The 17,838-nt window shown below is 51.7% G+C and carries 15 protein-coding genes and 1 riboswitch; of the genes, 11 read left to right on the plus strand and 4 right to left on the minus strand.

Going from position 1 to position 17,838, the window contains the following annotated elements; genetic code table 11:
- Positions 1–61: 61 nt before the first annotated feature.
- The 5 genes from rnhA to QMK20_RS03655 all read left to right on the plus strand — a co-directional run bounded on the left by rnhA (position 62) and on the right by QMK20_RS03655 (position 4,274).
- Entirely contained in the window at positions 62–499 is a 438-nt protein-coding gene (gene rnhA, locus QMK20_RS03635; protein WP_025681918.1) for a ribonuclease HI, read from the plus strand.
- 89 nt (positions 500–588) lie between these two features.
- Positions 589–2,301 carry a tRNA epoxyqueuosine(34) reductase QueG gene (gene queG / locus QMK20_RS03640; protein ID WP_283654640.1) on the plus strand — a complete coding sequence of 571 codons (1,713 nt, stop codon included), beginning with the start codon at positions 589–591 and terminating at the stop codon, positions 2,299–2,301.
- Positions 2,302–2,408: 107 nt separating this feature from the next.
- On the plus strand, positions 2,409–2,663 hold the full coding sequence (locus tag QMK20_RS03645) for a YneF family protein (protein ID WP_137061545.1): 255 nt from the start codon (positions 2,409–2,411) through the stop codon (positions 2,661–2,663).
- A 51-nt stretch (positions 2,664–2,714) separates the two neighbouring features.
- On the plus strand, positions 2,715–3,308 hold the full coding sequence (gene folE / locus QMK20_RS03650) for a GTP cyclohydrolase I FolE (protein ID WP_137061546.1): 594 nt from the start codon (positions 2,715–2,717) through the stop codon (positions 3,306–3,308).
- Between the two features lie 120 nt (positions 3,309–3,428).
- Entirely contained in the window at positions 3,429–4,274 is an 846-nt protein-coding gene (locus QMK20_RS03655) for a lipoate--protein ligase family protein (RefSeq protein WP_283654641.1), read from the plus strand.
- A gap of 36 nt (positions 4,275–4,310) precedes the next feature.
- Here the strand turns inward: QMK20_RS03655 and QMK20_RS03660 are convergent, their stop codons facing one another.
- Entirely contained in the window at positions 4,311–5,711 is a 1,401-nt protein-coding gene (locus tag QMK20_RS03660; RefSeq protein ID WP_283654642.1) for a Fe-Mn family superoxide dismutase, read from the minus strand.
- Positions 5,712–5,966: 255 nt separating this feature from the next.
- The gene (locus tag QMK20_RS03665) at positions 5,967–7,004 is read right to left on the minus strand and encodes an alpha/beta hydrolase (RefSeq protein ID WP_283654643.1); all 1,038 of its coding nucleotides are present in this window, start codon (positions 7,002–7,004) and stop codon (positions 5,967–5,969) included.
- Positions 7,005–7,303: 299 nt separating this feature from the next.
- On the opposite strand from QMK20_RS03665, the gene QMK20_RS03670 reads away from it, so the two are divergent.
- Positions 7,304–8,047 (plus strand): IclR family transcriptional regulator, encoded by a 744-nt coding sequence (locus QMK20_RS03670; RefSeq protein WP_044646113.1) that lies wholly within the window; start codon positions 7,304–7,306, stop codon positions 8,045–8,047.
- A gap of 107 nt (positions 8,048–8,154) precedes the next feature.
- Positions 8,155–8,267: riboswitch (TPP riboswitch) on the plus strand.
- Positions 8,268–8,450: 183 nt separating this feature from the next.
- A complete protein-coding gene (gene thiC, locus QMK20_RS03675) occupies positions 8,451–10,238 on the plus strand; it encodes a phosphomethylpyrimidine synthase ThiC (RefSeq protein ID WP_283654644.1) in 1,788 nt (595 codons plus the stop codon).
- A 115-nt stretch (positions 10,239–10,353) separates the two neighbouring features.
- Here the strand turns inward: thiC and QMK20_RS03680 are convergent, their stop codons facing one another.
- On the minus strand, positions 10,354–10,506 hold the full coding sequence (locus QMK20_RS03680) for a hypothetical protein (protein WP_283654645.1): 153 nt from the start codon (positions 10,504–10,506) through the stop codon (positions 10,354–10,356).
- A 509-nt stretch (positions 10,507–11,015) separates the two neighbouring features.
- Between QMK20_RS03680 and QMK20_RS03685 the strand changes: the two genes are divergently transcribed.
- Entirely contained in the window at positions 11,016–11,852 is an 837-nt protein-coding gene (locus QMK20_RS03685) for a YitT family protein (RefSeq protein WP_044646111.1), read from the plus strand.
- 144 nt (positions 11,853–11,996) lie between these two features.
- On the opposite strand, the gene acnA is transcribed toward QMK20_RS03685, so the two are convergent.
- A complete protein-coding gene (gene acnA / locus QMK20_RS03690) occupies positions 11,997–14,708 on the minus strand; it encodes an aconitate hydratase AcnA (protein WP_283654646.1) in 2,712 nt (903 codons plus the stop codon).
- A gap of 455 nt (positions 14,709–15,163) precedes the next feature.
- Between acnA and QMK20_RS03695 the strand changes: the two genes are divergently transcribed.
- The 3 genes from QMK20_RS03695 (at position 15,164) to QMK20_RS03705 (ending at position 17,735) form a co-directional block, all read left to right on the plus strand.
- Positions 15,164–16,159 carry an amidase domain-containing protein gene (locus tag QMK20_RS03695; protein ID WP_283654647.1) on the plus strand — a complete coding sequence of 332 codons (996 nt, stop codon included), beginning with the start codon at positions 15,164–15,166 and terminating at the stop codon, positions 16,157–16,159.
- A gap of 72 nt (positions 16,160–16,231) precedes the next feature.
- Complete coding sequence (locus QMK20_RS03700) at positions 16,232–17,320, plus strand: D-alanine--D-alanine ligase (protein WP_283654648.1); 1,089 nt, start codon at positions 16,232–16,234, stop codon at positions 17,318–17,320.
- 100 nt (positions 17,321–17,420) lie between these two features.
- Complete coding sequence (locus QMK20_RS03705) at positions 17,421–17,735, plus strand: hypothetical protein (RefSeq protein WP_044646107.1); 315 nt, start codon at positions 17,421–17,423, stop codon at positions 17,733–17,735.
- The last annotated feature ends 103 nt before the right edge of the window (positions 17,736–17,838 follow it).

The following is a 17,838-nucleotide window of genomic DNA, read 5'->3' on the forward strand; positions in this document are numbered from 1 at the left end:
GTGTGCAAATCGTCAGGACCATGACGGGCAGGCGGTTACCGATCAGGAAGGGAAGAGAAATATGAAAGAAGTGATGGTATATACCGACGGCGCTTGTTCGGGAAATCCCGGTCCTGGGGGCTGGGGCGTCGTTTTACTATATGGAGAGCATCGCAAGGAGTTGTCCGGGGCCGAAAAAATGACGACAAACAATCGCATGGAGATCAAGGCCGTGATCGAAGCGCTCAAGCTGCTCAAGGAGCCTTGCCATGTAAAGGTACACAGTGACTCCGCCTATGTCGTAAACTGCTTCAAACAGGGCTGGATTAAGAATTGGCTTCGTAACGGCTGGCGTAACAGTAAAAATCAGCCAGTTGAAAACAAGGAGTTATGGGAAGAACTGTGGGAACTGATGAGCAAGCATGAGGTTGAGTATGTGAAAGTCAAGGGTCACAGTGACAACGAGCTGAACAATCATTGTGATTTCTTGGCGACCAGCGCTGTTAAAAATTTACGGTAGCATCTGTGGCTATATTCTGTTGAAATTTGAGATATGGGGATTTTACAGAAATCCTCATATAAGTGATATGAAAGAGAGGTGAGTATCGGATGCAACGTGGACAGACACCAACGGCTGCTGGAACCGCTTTGACTTGGGCATCGCTCAAGCAGGAGATTATCGAAGCGGCTCCGGGGCTGGGCATCGACTCCATCGGGTTCGCATCCGCCGATCCCTTTCTGTCTCTGAAAGCAATATTGGAAGAGCATCGCGCCAAAGGCTATGAATCCGGTTTTGAGGAGCCGGACATTGATAAACGGATCTACCCGGAGCTGTATGGTTCGCAGCCTGCATCCCTGATTGCCATTGCGGTGGCTTATCCTTCCAAAATGAAGGACCCGCCGAAGTCGGACAAAGGCAAGTACCGTGGCATTTTGGCGCGTTCCGCCTGGGGTAAGGACTACCACTTGGTGCTGCGCGAGGCGATGGAAAAGCTGGAGGCTTTTATAGGTGAACGGGTTCCTGACGCGATTATGAAAAACATGGTGGATACCGGGGAGCTGTCGGACCGGGCCGTAGCGGAACGGGCGGGTATTGGGTTTAGCGGAAAAAACACGATGATGATTTCACCGACACTGGGATCATGGATTTATCTCGGTGAGCTGCTGACGAATATCCCTTTTCAGCCGGATGAGCCGGTTACGGACGGTTGTGGGGAGTGTACCAAATGCCTGGATGCGTGCCCTACGGGCGCGCTTGTCGGGCCGGGGCAGCTCAATGCCCAGCGGTGTGTGTCCTTTTTGACGCAAACGAAAGGCTTTCTGGATGAGGAATTTATGCTGAAAATCGGGAACCGGTTGTACGGATGTGATACCTGCCAAATCGTATGCCCGAAAAATCGGGGCCTCAACTGGGATCATCATCCTGAGCTTACACCTGATCCCGAAATTGTGAAGCCATTGCTGCTGCCGTTACTGGATTTGAGCAATCGTGAATTTAAAGAGAGATTTGGTCAAAGTGCGGCAGCCTGGCGGGGAAAGAAGCCGATTCAGCGCAATGCGGTTATTGCGCTCGGCAATTTCAAGGATATTAGCGCCGTGCCCAAGCTGACGGAGGTTCTGCTGGATGATCCGCGTCCTGAGCTTCGGGGCACGGCGGCATGGGCTTTGGGCCGAATAGGAGGGGAAAACGCAATGACAGCGATCAAGCAAGCATCTGAGAAGGAACAACATGAGCAAGTACGCGAAATGGTCGCGCAGGCGCATTCCAAACTTGAGGAACGAGAACAGGCTGAACAGCAAAAGGTCTTAGAAGGGCCGACTACGATCTATTATGATGAAATGGAGACACCTATAGGCATTTTAACGCTGTGTGCAACGGACCGGGGGCTATGCCGGATTGATTTTGGCGTTTTTCATGCGAAGGAGGCACTGCTTCAGCAATGGGCCCGTACATGGATCGGGGAGTATGTCTATGTGCAGGAACCGGAAAAGCTGCGCGAGGCTGCGGACCAACTGCGTGAATATTTTGCCGGGAAACGACGTGATTTCACTGTGGCCTATGATTTGAGGGGCACCCCTTTTCAGGAGCAGGTATGGCGTGAGCTGCAAAATATTCCGTATGGTCAAAGCGTGTCCTACAAGGATATCGCGGAGTCAATTGGCAGAGCCAAGGCGGTACGTGCGGTCGGAGGAGCGAACAACAAAAATCCGTTGCCCATTCTGATACCATGTCACCGGGTATCGGGTGCAAACGGGAGTCTGGTTGGATATGCCGGAGGCCTGCCGATCAAGATAAAGCTGCTGGATTTGGAGAAGGAATGAGGACAAACGTTTGCAAATTGTGATTTGCTAGCTGTCCCATGTTTTGCTATGATAGGTTCGTGTATAATTCAAGAGGTTTCATATAAATATACAGAGGTGACGACTTCGTGGTGTGGAATATTGTCATTCCGATCATTACCCTGATTGTTGGTTTGGTCGGGGGATTTTTCATCGGTGCTTATTATCTTCGCAAACAGCTTGAAAAGATGCAAAACGATCCTGAGACGCTGCAAAAAATGGCCAAGCAGATGGGTTATAACCTGAATGGGAAGCAAATGCAGAAAGCCCAGCAGATGATGAAGAACCAGCAGTTCTCCAAAAATCAGCCAGGTCAGCGTAAAAATCAGGGCCATCGTAAATAATGAGCAACATAAGCACGAATGCCGCATGAGGTTGCACAGAGGAGGATTACTGTGGCTGGCGTAAAAGATTATATTAACCGCAAAGCTGCGGATAACCGGGATAAAATCGAGTACCATGTGGAGCAAATTCTACAACTGATCGGTGAGGACCCCAAGCGTGAAGGCTTGCTGGAAACACCGGCACGCGTAGCGCGCATGTATGAGGAGATATTTGCAGGTTATGAGGTTGATCCCCGGGATGCGCTGGGTGTAACATTCGACGAAAATCACGAGGAGCTTGTGATTGTGAAGGACATCGTCTATTACAGCCAGTGTGAGCACCATATGGCTCCTTTCTTCGGAAAAGTGCATATCGGCTATGTACCCAGCGGCAAAATTGTAGGACTAAGCAAGCTTGCCCGTCTGGTTGAGGCTGTGACGCGCCGTTTGCAGGTTCAGGAGCGCATTACGGCACAGATCGCAGATATTTTGAATGAAGCGGTCTCCGCTCACGGGGTTATGGTGGTCGTGGAAGGCGAGCACTTGTGTATGTGCGCAAGAGGCGTCAAAAAGCCTGGCAGCAAAACGGTAACATCTGCGGTACGCGGAACGTTTCGTGATGATGCTGCGCAGCGTGCAGAGTTCCTCTCGCTGCTCAAGGATTGACCGAACAGGCGTGACGGTGATGTGATGAATAAAAAAGAGTGGTTTACGCATAGGCGTAGCCACTCTTTTTTGCTAACATGAGAAAAGGTGGACGTTAACTGCTTTGAAGGAGGATAGCGTATGGAGAATGTACATATGTCAGCAGACAAAACAACGGTTTTGCCTGATCTGCAATGGTTTGAAGCGCCACTCGTGACCACTCAGACGGATGTTTTGTCTCCACTGGCGTGGGAGGAACTGGCCTGCCGGCAAGTAGGGCAAGGAGCTGCGCCTGTTTTGCATCTATGGCGGCACCCGGCTGCGCTGGTGATCGGCCACCGGGACCGCAGGCTTCCGTACGCGCCGCAGGCGATGGAGCGTGTGCGGAACGCCGGAACCTCGGTATGCGTGCGTCCCTCGGGCGGAGCGGCTGTCATGCTGGACAGGGGGGTACTGAACCTGTCCCTGATCCTGCCGAATCCGCAGCGGGCGATCAGCCTGCATGAAGATTTTCGGCTTATGGCGGGGCTGATCAGCGATGCGCTGGCCCCGTGGTCCGCCGAGGCGCAGACCGGGGAAATCGCCGGGTCCTTCTGTCCTGGCGATTACGATGTCAGCGTCCGAGGCCGCAAGTTTTGCGGCATTGCGCAGCGGCGGCAGGCCAAGGCCTATATCATCACGGCCTTTGTGATGATTGAGGGCAGTGGCGCGGAGCGCGCACAGGTGGTGCAGCGGTTCTATGCGGAGGCAGCCGGAGCTGCGTCGCCAGGCGTGGCGCAACCGGATTATCCGCAGGTGAATCCGGCAACGATGCGCAGCCTGGCGGAGCTGGCCGGGGTGCCGTCGGTTGAGGCGTATACGGCATCGCTGCGCCGTGTAGTCGAAAGTCGGGCGGCAATTTTGCCTGCTGATGACTCATTGGTGCAGCCGCAAGGACTGATGGAGCAAATGAGAGCGCTCAGAGAGCGATACGATTCGCAGGTGTAGTGGGAAGTATGTTCCTGGCTACAGAGGAGTCTTAGCTTAGAACGGTTGCCATCTCAGCTTCGAGGCTTGGGTGTAGCGCTTTTCGACCTCAGGCCAGTTCACGACATGCCACCAGTCCTCAATGTATTTGTTGCGCTCGTTCTGATGCTTTAAGTAATAGGCATGCTCCCATACATCTATCGCCAGCAACGGAATGGACTCCCATTGAGTCAGGTTCTGGTGCTTTTCGGCCTGCAAAATTTCAAGCCGTCCTGCACGTGGACTCCACGTCAGGATAGCCCAGCCGCCGCCCTCGACCTTCTCGGCTGCTGAGCTGAATTGCTTCTTGAATGCCTCATAGCTGCCAAAGTCCTTTTTGATCTGCTCCGCCAGCGGCCCGCTTGGTGTTCCACCGCCTTGAGGACTCATAATCGTCCAGAAAAGAGTGTGCAGATAATGGCCTGCACCGTTAAACGCCAGCTCGCGTTCCCAATGCTTCACAAGGTCAAAATCGCCCGTTTTCCGGGCTTCCTCCAGCTTTTTCTCCGCTTTGTTTAAATCATTCACATAGCTTAGATGATGCTTGTCATGGTGGATACGCATCGTTTTCTCATCAATGTACGGTTCAAGCGCATTATAGGGGTATGGGAGCGGCGGCAAACGATGTCCTCCGATAGGAACAGGCCTGCCGGGGGAAGTTTTTTCCGTAGCCGAAGGCTCTGTCTGGCTTGACTGGACGCCTTTGTCTTTGTTCGCCCACGGTCCTTCCCACCTCGTGCCGCCTGTCTGCCCTGTCTGCCGCTCTCGCAGCGCATCCTCGGGGTAATCCTCACCCTCTGCCGCCACATGAAACAACGCAGTGGCCCGCGCAATGGAGCCGGGCTCCTGAAAGGGGTTGGTCGAGATCAGGAAATACTGGCTCTCATATGCCGCATGCAGTACAATTCCGGTGGATTTCGGCTGTTGTCGTAACGCATGGCTGTGCTCGGTCAGCAGACTGAGCTGCCGTACATACTCTTGTGACTGGCGGTTTGCGGTTTGCAGCAATTCGTCCAGACGACGATTCAGCTCTTGTGAGACAGGCTGTGAATCTGATGTCACTCCTGCCGTTGCCTCAATCGATTGTAGCTCTACTTGTGCCGATCCTGACCCCGATTCTCTCGATTGCCCCGGATGCCCGGCTTGTGCTTGTGCAGCCGCCGCCGACCGCTCCCATTGACGATGCCACGCCTGATCTGCCGGATCAAGGGCGCTTCGCTGCTCTTCAAGCAGCTCTATAGCGGTGCGTTCCGTCTGTTCGAATACCGTCCTCCAGTCATCCAGCAGCCGCACGTAGGCAGGCTCCAGGCCCTCTGTAGCGGACTTAATCACTTCCACATGCCAGCTTTCCTGCTGTTTCCAATGCCGGATTTCCTCCAGCACACGTAAGGGCAGGAAAGACCCGTAAGTACTCAGCATCGTTTTTACCTCCCGTATCCCACTATGGCTATCCGGGCTGGTCCCAAGAACCTGACCCGGATGCATACGTACCCAGTATATTCGCCGTCTCATCGGGAATATGTCTATAAACTCCCCGATCCGGCGCGGACATGTAATGTGGGGCAATGAATACATAGTTGGACGCAAAAAAAGAAGCCTCGCTGCGGCACGGGTTAAGTGTCCACAGACGGGCTTCTCTATGTTGAAAGGAATATGGCTTCTAAAATAGACCCCTTACTTCGTAGTCGTTTGTTTACTGGCATTAGCGATAGTTTTCTTGTCCTCCAGCTCTTGTACACCGCTTAAAAACGTCGATACCCGCCGCAAATACTCACGTGGATGCTCCCTGAAAATAAGCTCATGCAGCCCGTTTTTGACAATCCATACACTGGAAAGCGAGTTGGTTTGATTGGCAGCGAGCTTTTCCGCAATCGGGTAAGGAGCCTTTTCATCCTGCGTCCCATGTACAAACATGATCGGGAACGGATAGTTTTCCGCTTTGACCTCTTGGTATGGAATCTGATGCAGGCTGGTACCGTTCAAGACTGGAAACAGCAGCTCCAGAATTTCCAGAGATGGATGGCGCGGCAGATCAATTTGATTATGAATGTTATGGTACAGCGTATCCGGCTCCAGGAGGAAGGTGCTGTCCAAAATCATGGCGTCCACATCTTTGGTTTGCAAGCCCGCCTGAAGAGCAGTTCCTGCCCCCATCGAGAAGCCCCATACGATAATCTCCGAGGAACCGCGTTGCTTCGCAAGCTGGATCGCCCCGAGAAGCTGCTGGGATTCCGCTTTGCCTCCGGTTGCGACGGCTTTGCTATTTTGTGATGCGAATCCGTAATCGAACATGACAACGTTAAAATTCAAACGGTGGGCATAATGCGCCAGATCATACATCGGAATCCAGCTTTCTTCGCGGTTGGCCCCATAACCGTGGCTGAAAATAATCGTTTTCTTCGATTGATCCGCCGGGATATACCAGCCCTGCACCATCCGGCTGCCGTCCTTGGCGGGGAAGCTGACATCCTCGTAGGGCATTCCTTTGGCCTGCATCGGGTTCGAGTACAGTGGCGCGACGGTTGGATTCGTCAGTACCCATGCGATATAGGCGTGCAGGGTAATAAAGCAAAACAATAGAAAAAATACGACCGACAGCAGCAAGGCAATAACGACATGCTTGATTCGCAGCAGCCGGGGGTTGATCAGTGGGGTGGACGGCTCATGGACAGCATGCTGTAGCTGAGAGCTGCGCTGGGATGTCGAAATCATGTAAGAGCCTCCTTATATAAAAATGAACTCCGTTTCATAGAATTCTAGGTACAATTCCACTTGAAAATGATAGTTTATGTCCGTATAGATACCTATTATCGTATGATGCGTGTTATCCAAAGTCAACGGCTGAACCGGAAAAGTAAAAATGATGCAAAGATTTGTCGATGTTTGTTCTCGTTCTGTAATATGGCTGTCACAAAAACATTGGTTTACAGTAGCCGCGACTATTCTATATAATTTATGTAACCATGTTTCATGGTGTGAAACGAATATGGAACAAAGAGGAGCGGTTCACAATGGAAGACCGTAAATTAACGGTTCGCGCCGTGGAGCGTGCGCTTGATATACTGATGTGTTTTACTGGAGATTCCGATCTGGGTCTAACAGAGATTGCTTCCAAAATTGGTTTACATAAAAGTACCGTTCATCGGCTGCTGACCACGCTGGAGGATCGGGGCTTTGTCGTTCGGAATCCCGCAACGGAAAAATACCGGCTCGGCATCCGGATATGGGAGCTATCCACCCATCTGTCGCAAAGCGACGAGCCGGCGATCCTATTACAGCCAGCGATGGAAGGATTGCGTGACCGTCTGGGCGAAACGGTCAGCCTATACCTGCGCGATGGCAGTATGCGTATCCGCATTCAGGCCGTGCAGAGCAATCAGGCGATCCGCCGCGTTGCGCCAGTGGGTGCAAGCATGCCGCTGGCTGTAGGAGCCTCCAGCAAGGTGCTGGCGGCCTTTATGCCGCCGCAGGAGCTGGAAGCCCTGCTAAGCGGGGATGAATGGCCGCCCTCGGTAGACCCGGAGGTCTATAAGGCTCAATTGCAGGATATTCGTGAGAAGGGCTATGCGACCAGCTATGAGGAGCGGGAGCCGGGCGCTGCTGCTGTGGCTGCGCCTATCGTGAATCGGAAGGGACAGGTCGCTGCGGCCTTGTCTGTATCCGGTCCGGTCAGCCGACTAGCGCCCGAGACGTTGCATGATTTTGCACCGATTTTGATCGAGGCGGCAAAGGAAATGGGGCTTATGCTTCCATAATCTTTGGAAAAAGGGACCAGAGAAGGGTTGCCAAAGCCGTAAATTTGAAGTAATCTGATGGGGATGGCGGGTTGTCAGTTATAGCCGCCTCATGCGAATAGAATTATCACAGTTACTGGGGGAGCCTGTAATGCCGGGCTGAGATGGAATCGCACTAGATTCCGGACCCTTTGCACCTGATCTGGATCATACCAGCGTAGGGAAGTAATCGGCCATTGAAATGTATACGTAGCCGCTGTCTATGGCAATGCATCGGAGTATGATTCCGCGTGCGTAGCCGTCTGCATAGCTGTTTCGTTAGATTAGCCGGTTCCCTGGGGAACCGGCTTTTTTGCATAGATCAGCCAGCCTGGGGATGGTTCCGGATCGGTGTGTCATTTCATCGAAACGGGAGGAATGGACAATGAAACCGACAGAAACAGAAGGAACAGCAGGGAACGCAGTGGATGAACAGACAGGAGGGGTGAAGCCCTTTCCGGGGAGCCGCAAGGTATATATTCAAGGCTCGCGGCCGGACATTGCCGTACCGGAGCGTGAAATCGCCCTGCATCCCACACATACGCCACAGGGCACGGAGCATCATGAGCCGTTACGTGTGTACGATACGAGCGGTCCCATGACCGACGAAGCCTATCAGGTCGATATCCGTCAGGGCTTGCCTCAATTACGGCGGGCTTGGGCACTGGAACGGGGCGATGTGGAGGCTTACGAGGGGCGTGCCGTCAAGCCAGAGGATAACGGGTTGAAGCCCGGCTCCAAACGGGAGACGGCTGAATTTCCCGGCGTTACCAACCGTCCGCTCCGTGCGCGGCAAGGGCGTAGTGTAACGCAAATGCATTATGCGCGGCAAGGGATCATTACGCCCGAAATGGAATTTTCATCCATCCGCGAAGGGGTGGAACCTGAGTTTGTTCGACAGGAGTTGGCGGCTGGACGAGCCATTTTGCCTTCAAATATCAACCATCCGGAAAGTGAGCCGATGGTGATTGGGCGTCATTTTCACGTGAAGATTAATGCGAACATTGGTAATTCTGCGGTTACGTCCTCCATCGAGGAGGAAGTGGAGAAAATGACCTGGGCTGTACGCTGGGGCTCGGATACGGTCATGGACCTGTCCACAGGCCGTAACATCCATACGACACGTGAATGGATCATCCGTAACTCCCCTGTGCCGATTGGGACTGTACCACTGTATCAGGCGCTTGAAAAGGTGAACGGCGAAGCCGAGGCGCTAACGTGGGAGCTGTATCGTGACACGCTGATTGAGCAGGCGGAGCAGGGCGTGGACTATTTCACCATTCATGCGGGCGTGCTGCTGCGGTATATTCCGATGACGGCAAGTAGAATGACAGGAATTGTGTCCCGTGGAGGGTCGATTATGGCGGCATGGTGCCTTGCGCACCATCAGGAGAACTTTTTGTACACGCATTTTGAGGAAATATGCGAAATCATGAAAGCCTACGATGTGGCCTTTTCCCTCGGGGATGGTCTGCGTCCGGGTAGTATCTATGATGCGAATGATGAGGCACAGTTTGCTGAGCTGGATACGTTGGGTGAGTTAACGCAAATTGCCTGGAGGCACGACGTTCAGGTCATGATTGAAGGACCGGGACATGTCCCGATGCACAAAATCAAGGAGAATGTGGAACTGCAAATGGAAATTTGCAAGGAAGCTCCCTTTTATACACTGGGACCGCTCACGACGGATATTGCACCCGGATATGATCATATTACCTCGGCTATCGGGGCGGCAATGATCGGTTGGTTCGGGACGTCCATGCTATGCTATGTTACGCCGAAGGAGCATTTGGGCCTGCCGAACAAGGATGATGTCCGCGAGGGTGTCATTACCTACAAAATTGCGGCACATGCTGCCGATCTGGCAAAAGGCCATCCACGGGCGCAGCAGCGGGACGATGCTTTGTCCAAGGCACGCTTTGAATTCCGCTGGCGCGATCAGTTCAATCTTTCGCTCGACCCTGAGCGGGCTCTGTCCTACCATGATGAGACGCTGCCAGCAGAGGGAGCCAAGGAAGCACACTTTTGCTCGATGTGCGGTCCCAAGTTTTGCAGTATGCGTATCACGCAGGACATTCGCGCCTATGCGGCGGATAAGGGGCTGAACACCGAAGAAGCGGTAGCCGCCGGGATGCGTGAGAAGGCAGAGCAGTATCGGGATGACGGGCAGTAAATCCTTAAACTTATGAACGCATGAATAACAAAAGCCGTGGTTCTCTACAGATTGTAGGGGCCACGGCTTTTTAGCTTATGTAAAGCGAGATCATGCAACCGGATAAAGGGCGGCTTTATTTTTTACCCATTTTCTCATTCAAAATGTCCTGAAAGCTGAGCTTCTTCTCCGAGCTGTCTTCTTTCTTCTGCATACTCACCGCGTTGGCACGTTGGTATTGTTGATGGAAAGGCATCAAGGTGTGTACAGTTAAATTCATTGTATTCATGCAGGTAGTTCCTCCAATTCCATTTTGTCAAATTCAGATTGAGTTGCTTAGGACGTCTGTATAGGACTATTCGTATGTACTTGATGTCGTAATACCGGGTAGACTGCTTGGTAATGTTTCAATCATTATAAACGCATTTTTTCAAATTAAAACGCTTTTGACATAAAACAGGAAGATGGTCATATGTGTCCAAAATGAGGATTAGGTGTATGGTCATTCTGAGGGAAAATGTGCCTAGGTCCAGAACAAGGGCCAGAGGCCCGTTTTCTTAGTTTAGTAGTCGGGACCGTGTTTTTTTGTCGAATATCCTTATATAAGTGAGGATTTTGCAAAGTCCTGAAGTCAATATGAAGTCAGTCTGGTGGCGAATTAAAGTGTCAAAGTTGTATTGACTTTATGTTTGGGAGTGGATACCATGAACTGGTTGTAAGCGTGTTTTAGCTACTAGAGTCAGCCAATCCATCTGGCGATTCATCCGTTGAAATGTTTGAGAAAGGACCAGGACATATATGAAAAAAAGAATTGCAGACATCGCATTTATTATTCTGGGTGCGTTTTTTTTCGCGCTGGCTGTTAATCTGTTTGTTATCCCGAATGAGTTTGGCGAGGGGGGTGTTACAGGGGTCACGATTATTTTGTACTACCTGTTTCAGTGGTCCCCTTCGATCGTCAATCTGGTGATCAATGGCTTGCTGCTGATTGTCGGGTATAAATTTTTGGACAAGAGAACGACCCTGTACACCGTGATTGCAGTCGCTTTTAACTCGTTGTTTTTACATTTAACGGCCAACTGGCGGATTGATTCGCATGAGCCGACGATTAACGCCGTATTTGCCGGGGTTTTGGTGGGGATCGGGATTGGTTTGATCGTGCGGGTGGGCGGTACAACAGCAGGAACGGTCATTTTGGCCCGGATCGCCAACAAGTATCTGGATTGGAATATCAGCTATGGTTTGCTGTTTTTTGATCTGATTGTTGCATTTTCATCCTATTTTATTATTGGCCCGGAAAAGCTCATGCTGACCATCGTTATTTTGTACGTCGGTACGAAGGTTATGGATTTCATGATCGAAGGTCTGAATCCGAAGAAAGCGGTCATGATCATTTCGGAGCATCAAAATAAAATTGCAGAAATGGTCATTACCCAAATGGATCGGGGAGTTACAGTCCTGTCAGGCCACGGGTACTACACGAAAAATCCGAAAGAAGTTCTGTATATTGTCATCAGCAAGCAAGAGGTGTCGGCGCTTAAAAAGATTGTGAAGGCTATCGACACAGCAGCGTTTATCACCATTCATGACGTGCGGGACGTGTTCGGAGAGGGTTTTTTGGATATTTCGAAGTAATTGGCGAGTACGAAGGTTATAGGGTAACATGGTTGGAAGTCGGTCCTGAGGGATCGGCTTTTTTGTTTTATATAGATAAAAAATACCCCCGATTCGCAGATAGAGCTGCAATCGGGGGGTTCTTCACATTTGACGTTCAAAAACTTAGTCTGCGATCATTTGACGTAATACGGTTTGCAGAATACCGCCGTTGTGGTAGTAGTCGATATCGACGGTGCTGTCCAGACGGGCAGTTACCGGGAACTCGAACTTCGTGCCATCCTCACGTTTGGCAACAACCGTAAGCTCTTGACCCGGCTTCACGTCATTGTCGATGCCGAGAATATCAAACGTTTCACGGCCGTTCAGACCCAGGCTGGACCAGCCGTTGCCTTCCTGGAATTGCAGTGGAAGCACACCCATACCGACCAGGTTACTGCGGTGAATCCGCTCGAAGCTTTCTGCAATGACGGCTTTGACGCCCAGCAGAAGCGTACCCTTCGCTGCCCAGTCACGTGAGCTGCCTGTGCCGTATTCCTTGCCGGCAATAACGATCAGGTTTTGATCGGCTGCCTGATATTTCATAGATGCATCGTAGATGGACATTTCCTCATCTGTCAGCAAGTATTTGGTCACGCCGCCCTCGGTGCCGGGAGCTACGTTGTTGCGGATACGGATGTTAGCGAACGTACCACGCATCATGACCTCATGGTTGCCCCGACGGGAGCCGTAGGAGTTGAAGTCCTTGCGTTCCACGCCATGCTCCTTCAAGTACAGTCCTGCCGGGCTGGAAGGGGCGATGTTGCCTGCTGGTGAGATATGGTCCGTCGTGACCGAATCATTCAACAGGGCAAGCACACGGGCATTACGGATTTCCTTGATATCCTGTACGCCATCCTGAAGTTTTTCAAAGAATGGTGGATTTTGAATATAAGTTGATTTTTCATCCCATTCATACAGTTCGCCTTCAGGAACCGGAATGGAGTTCCATTTTTCGTTGGCAGTAAATACATTCTCATATTTACGACGGAACATATCCGGGCTGAGAGACAGGCTGATCGCTTCCTTGATCTCCTCGGAGGTTGGCCAGATGTCTTTCAGGTAGACAGGCTGATTGTCCTGATCGTAACCGAGCGGATCATTCACCAAATCAATGTTCACCGTACCTGCCAACGCATAAGCAACAACCAGTGGCGGTGAGCCGAGATAGTTGGCTTTGACCTGCGCATGCACGCGGCCCTCAAAGTTCCGGTTGCCGGAAATGACTGCACCAACCGTCAGATCGTTGTCTGTGATGGCCTGACTCACTTCGTCAGGAAGCGGACCGGAGTTACCGATGCAGGTCGCGCAGCCATAGCCAGCTACATGGAAGCCGAGTGCTTCCAGCGGACCGATCAGCCCTGCTTTTTGCAGGTATTCCGTCACGACAAGGGAGCCCGGCGTCAAGCTGGTTTTCACATAGCCCGGCTTTTTGAGCCCGCGTTGTACTGCCTTTTTGGCGAGCAAGCCTGCGCCCAGCATAACGCTTGGGTTGGAGGTGTTCGTGCAGCTTGTGATAGCCGCAATCACGACTGCGCCAGTACCCAGCTCGCTGGTGGAGCCGTCCGGATGGGTCAGCGGAATTTTCTGCGCGATCTTTTCATCACTCAGTCCGTAGCCGCCTTTGTCCACAGGGGTACGGATAATGCCTTCAAAGGTTTCCTTCATGTGGCTAAGCTCAACACGGTCTTGTGGACGTTTGGGACCAGCGAGACTTGGTACAACCGAAGCAAGATCCAGTTCAATCGTATCGCTGAACACAGGGTCCGGCGTATCGGATGTGCGGAACATGCCTTGCGCTTTGTAATATTCCTCTACAAGACTCACTTGCTCATCAGAACGTCCGGTGCTGCGCAGGTAGGCCAGCGTTTCCGCATCAACCGGGAAGAAGCCAACCGTTGCGCCGTATTCCGGTGCCATATTGGCAACCGTTGCACGGTCAGCCAAGCTGATGTTAGCCAGGCCAGGTCCGTAAAATTCTACGAATTTGCCGACTACGCCTTTTTTACGCAGCATTTGGGTTACAGTGAGTGCCAGATCGGTGGCGGTAGAGCCTTCCGTCAGACTGCCTGTCAGCTTGAAGCCGATAACATCCGGTGTGACAAAATACAGCGGCTGCCCCAGCATACCCGCCTCTGCCTCAATCCCGCCGACGCCCCAGCCTACAACACCCAGACCGTTAATCATCGTCGTATGGGAATCCGTTCCGACGAGGGAATCCGGGAAGACGACGGTTTCGCCGTCAATGGTTTTGGTGGCGGCCACGGATGCCAGATACTCCAGATTGACCTGATGGACGATACCAGTGGACGGCGGCACGGCACGGAAGTTGTTGAACGCCGTTTGCGCCCAGCGCAGAAAACGGTACCGTTCCTCGTTACGCTCAAATTCTACATTAATATTATAGTCCAGCGCTTCACTGGTACCGAAAGCATCGACCATAACCGAGTGGTCGATAACAAGATCGACGGGTACGAGCGGATTGATTTGTTTCGGGTCGCCGCCCGCTTTTTTCACAGTATCGCGCATGGCTGCCAAATCGACAACCACCGGAACGCCAGTAAAATCCTGAAGCACGATGCGTGCAGGGATGAATGGAATTTCCTTGTTGGTGTCACGATCCTCAGCCCAGCCTGTAAGCTGCTGCACATGCTCCTCAGTAATTGCGCGTCCATCGAATTGGCGCACAGCGGCTTCCAGCAACACTTTAATGGAGAAAGGCAGCTTGGCGATACCGTTTTTTCCTTGTTCCTCCAGTGCCTTGAGACTGTAATAACGGTAAGGCTTGCCGTTAACTTCGAGACTGCGGGCAATGGAGAATTGATCTTTTCCTGACATAAGTATTACCTCCTTGAAGTGGATGCTTGGGGAAAATAGGGATGTCGTTTTTTCGACGTCTTGCACAGTTGGTTTAATTTGGTTACGCTCTCATGAAAGCAGCATGGCTGATTTGAAGAATAACCGATTAACCTAAGGATAACCGTTATTTTCATAATAGAGGAGAAGAAGATTTCTAATGGTTTCATTAGGTGAAACCTAATTTCAAAATAATGTTTCTGAATTAAGTATACCGTTTTCAATCGATTCCGTAAAGTTTTTTTGGCCTAATTTATGTGCCGAAGCCTGGAAAATAAAACGTTCCTCTTTCTCGTGTTTCCGTGTTCATACCAAGCTTTAGAGATTCATACTTATAGATAGAGAGCCATATCAGGCTATAGAGGGAAGTAAGAAAGTTATTCAGTATTCCGGCTATTCCCAAACAGGGATGGCGGGACGGAAATGGAGGGACAGGGATGGGGGAGCGGGAATGGAAGCAAGCCCTTTTTGCTTATGTGAACCAATATAACCGGAGTGAGGTGAACGGCGCTCCGCAGCCGGATGAATATCTGGAGGTAGGCCAGCGGATGGAGCGCGCGGCCCGTACGGCCAGATTGGAACAGTGGTATAACGAGCGGAACGCCGCTCCCTTACGTAGTGAAACACGCGCCAAGCCGCTGCGAATTGTACAGGATACGCCAGAGGAGGCTGTGGTGGATGTACAACTGCATGTCCGGCTCTTTTACGAAAAAGGCGGGATGACTCACCGGGAGGATCGGATTGAACGGGAACGTCTGACGTTCACGCGTGAGGGGGAAGCCTGGCAGGTAGCAAGAATCGAGCGTGATCCGGCAGAAAGGAAGCCAGCGGGGGGAGAGGTTCCTTTTGAACAGGCTTCGTTTAATCAGGGAGGGAATCTGCCGCTGCTGAATCAAGGTGTACTGGGCTTTGGCTCATCAGCACGCCCCAGCCGATATCGCCGGGAAGAGGCGGCAGCCTATGCGGATCAGTGGTGGGATAGCTTCAACCCGGAGTTTGAAGGTTTTGATGTGGATTGCACCAATTATATCTCGCAATGCCTCTTTGCAGGGGGAGCACCGATCCACTATACTGGTAAAAGAGAATCGGGCTGGTGGTACAAAGGACGGGTCGCCGGACGTGAGTTGTGGAGCTACAGTTGGGCAGTTTCCAACAGTCTGGAGCGGTATTTGGGCTCCAGCTCGTGGGGGTTGACCGCCGAGCAGGTGAGCCGTCCGGAGCAGCTTATGCTGGGAGATGTCATTTTTTATGATTGGGATGGTGACGGCATCTTTCAGCACAGCACGGTGGTAACGGCCTTTGATGCGGGTGGCATGCCGCTTGTCAATGCGCATACGGTAAGCTCCAGACATCGTTATTGGGACTACAAAAATTCGTATGCGTGGACGGACAACACGGTGTATCGCTTTTATCACATCGCCGACTATTTTTAAATGAAATGTTTATAACAGGTACAGTGACGCAAATCAGGCACAATGACGAAAGCAGGAAAGCGGAGGATAGGCATGGCAAAACAAAAATTGACCGTAGGGCTGGTGTACGGCGGCAAATCAGGCGAACATGAGGTTTCGCTGCAAACGGCGTATGCGGTACTGAACGCTTTTGATTATGAGAAATATGAGATTATTCCTTTTTATATTACAAAGGCTGGCGATTGGAGCAGAGGGTCGCTGCTTGACGCACCTTTGGCTTCCGTAGAGCAATTGAAGCTGGAGCGTGCAGAGGGCAGTACGAAGGCGGCATTAGATACGTTGTTCGGCAAGCTGTACGGAGAGCAGACGCTGGATGTGCTGTTCCCGCTGCTGCATGGCACCTTTGGTGAAGACGGAACAATTCAGGGCTTGTTCGAAATGGCGGATATGCCATATGTCGGTGCGGGAGTGCTGGCTTCTGCCGCAGGGATGGACAAAGGCGTCATGAAGAAGCTGTTTGAGCATGCGGGACTGCCCCAAGTGAAATACTGTTATTTTAATAGTACACAATGGGAGCAAACCAGCCATGACCTCGTGCGCAAGATGGAAACCGAGTTAGGGTACCCGTGCTTCGTCAAGCCGGCGAATCTGGGATCAAGTGTCGGCATTTCCAAAGCCACTAACCGGGAAGAGCTGGAAAAGGCAGTCGAGCTGGCTTTGCAATTTGATCTGAAGGTCATTGTGGAGGAGTATGTTGATGCCCGCGAGATCGAGGTCAGCGTACTCGGCAACGACGAGCCTATTGCTTCGGTACCGGGCGAAATTGTATCGTCCAGCGACTATTACGATTATGCTGCCAAATACACGGACGGCCAATCGGAAATGCTCATTCCGGCACCGTTGGACGAGGAAGTGGCGGATCGTATCCGTGAAGCCGCATTGCAAGCATTCCGCGCTCTGGAGGGCTGCGGGATTTCCCGTGCCGATTTCTTCGTCAGACGTTCGGACGGACATATTTTTATTAATGAAGTAAACACGATGCCAGGCTTTACGCCGTTCAGTATGTATCCATTGCTGTGGAGAGAAACGGGCGTATCCTATCAAAGCCTGCTGGACCGCATGATTGCGCTGGCACTGGAGCGTTATGAACGCAGGTCTGCGCTGCACTACGAGAACTCATAAAACGAACCAGGGGGAGCTGATCACTCCCTTTTTTGTTCATATACATGGTATACAATTAGGATTTGCAAGAATCCTTAATCACGAAAGGTGGCGGCTAAACATGGGCTTTCAAACCGAATTTAACTCTGTGTGCAAATTCAAGAGCGAACAGGAATTGTACGAACTGCTGGAATACGGACGCGGCAAAATGGTTAAATCCGGCCTGCGTGTGTTCCCCACAGGTCAGAAGGTCATCGCTTACAGCGTGGACAATGTGGCAGTAGCCATCGTGCAGATTGTCGGCTGTATTGCCGAAATCAATTTTCAGGGCGACGAAGTGACCGAGGTTGAAATGATCCTCATTCGCAAGCTGAATGAAGAGGAAGCAAGAGTTCAGACCGCATTGGCGGATGAAATGTTTTTTGGAGCGCAATAGACAGGTGAAGGACAGATTAACGCCGAATCAGAGGGGGCTTTTCCGGGTATGATTCAGTAGAAAAGGGATTGAGGTTACAGAACGAAAGCGGCCTCGCCATCTA

The sequence above is a fragment of the Paenibacillus sp. RC334 genome (assembly GCF_030034735.1).
Lineage (GTDB): Bacteria > Bacillota > Bacilli > Paenibacillales > Paenibacillaceae > Paenibacillus > Paenibacillus terrae_A.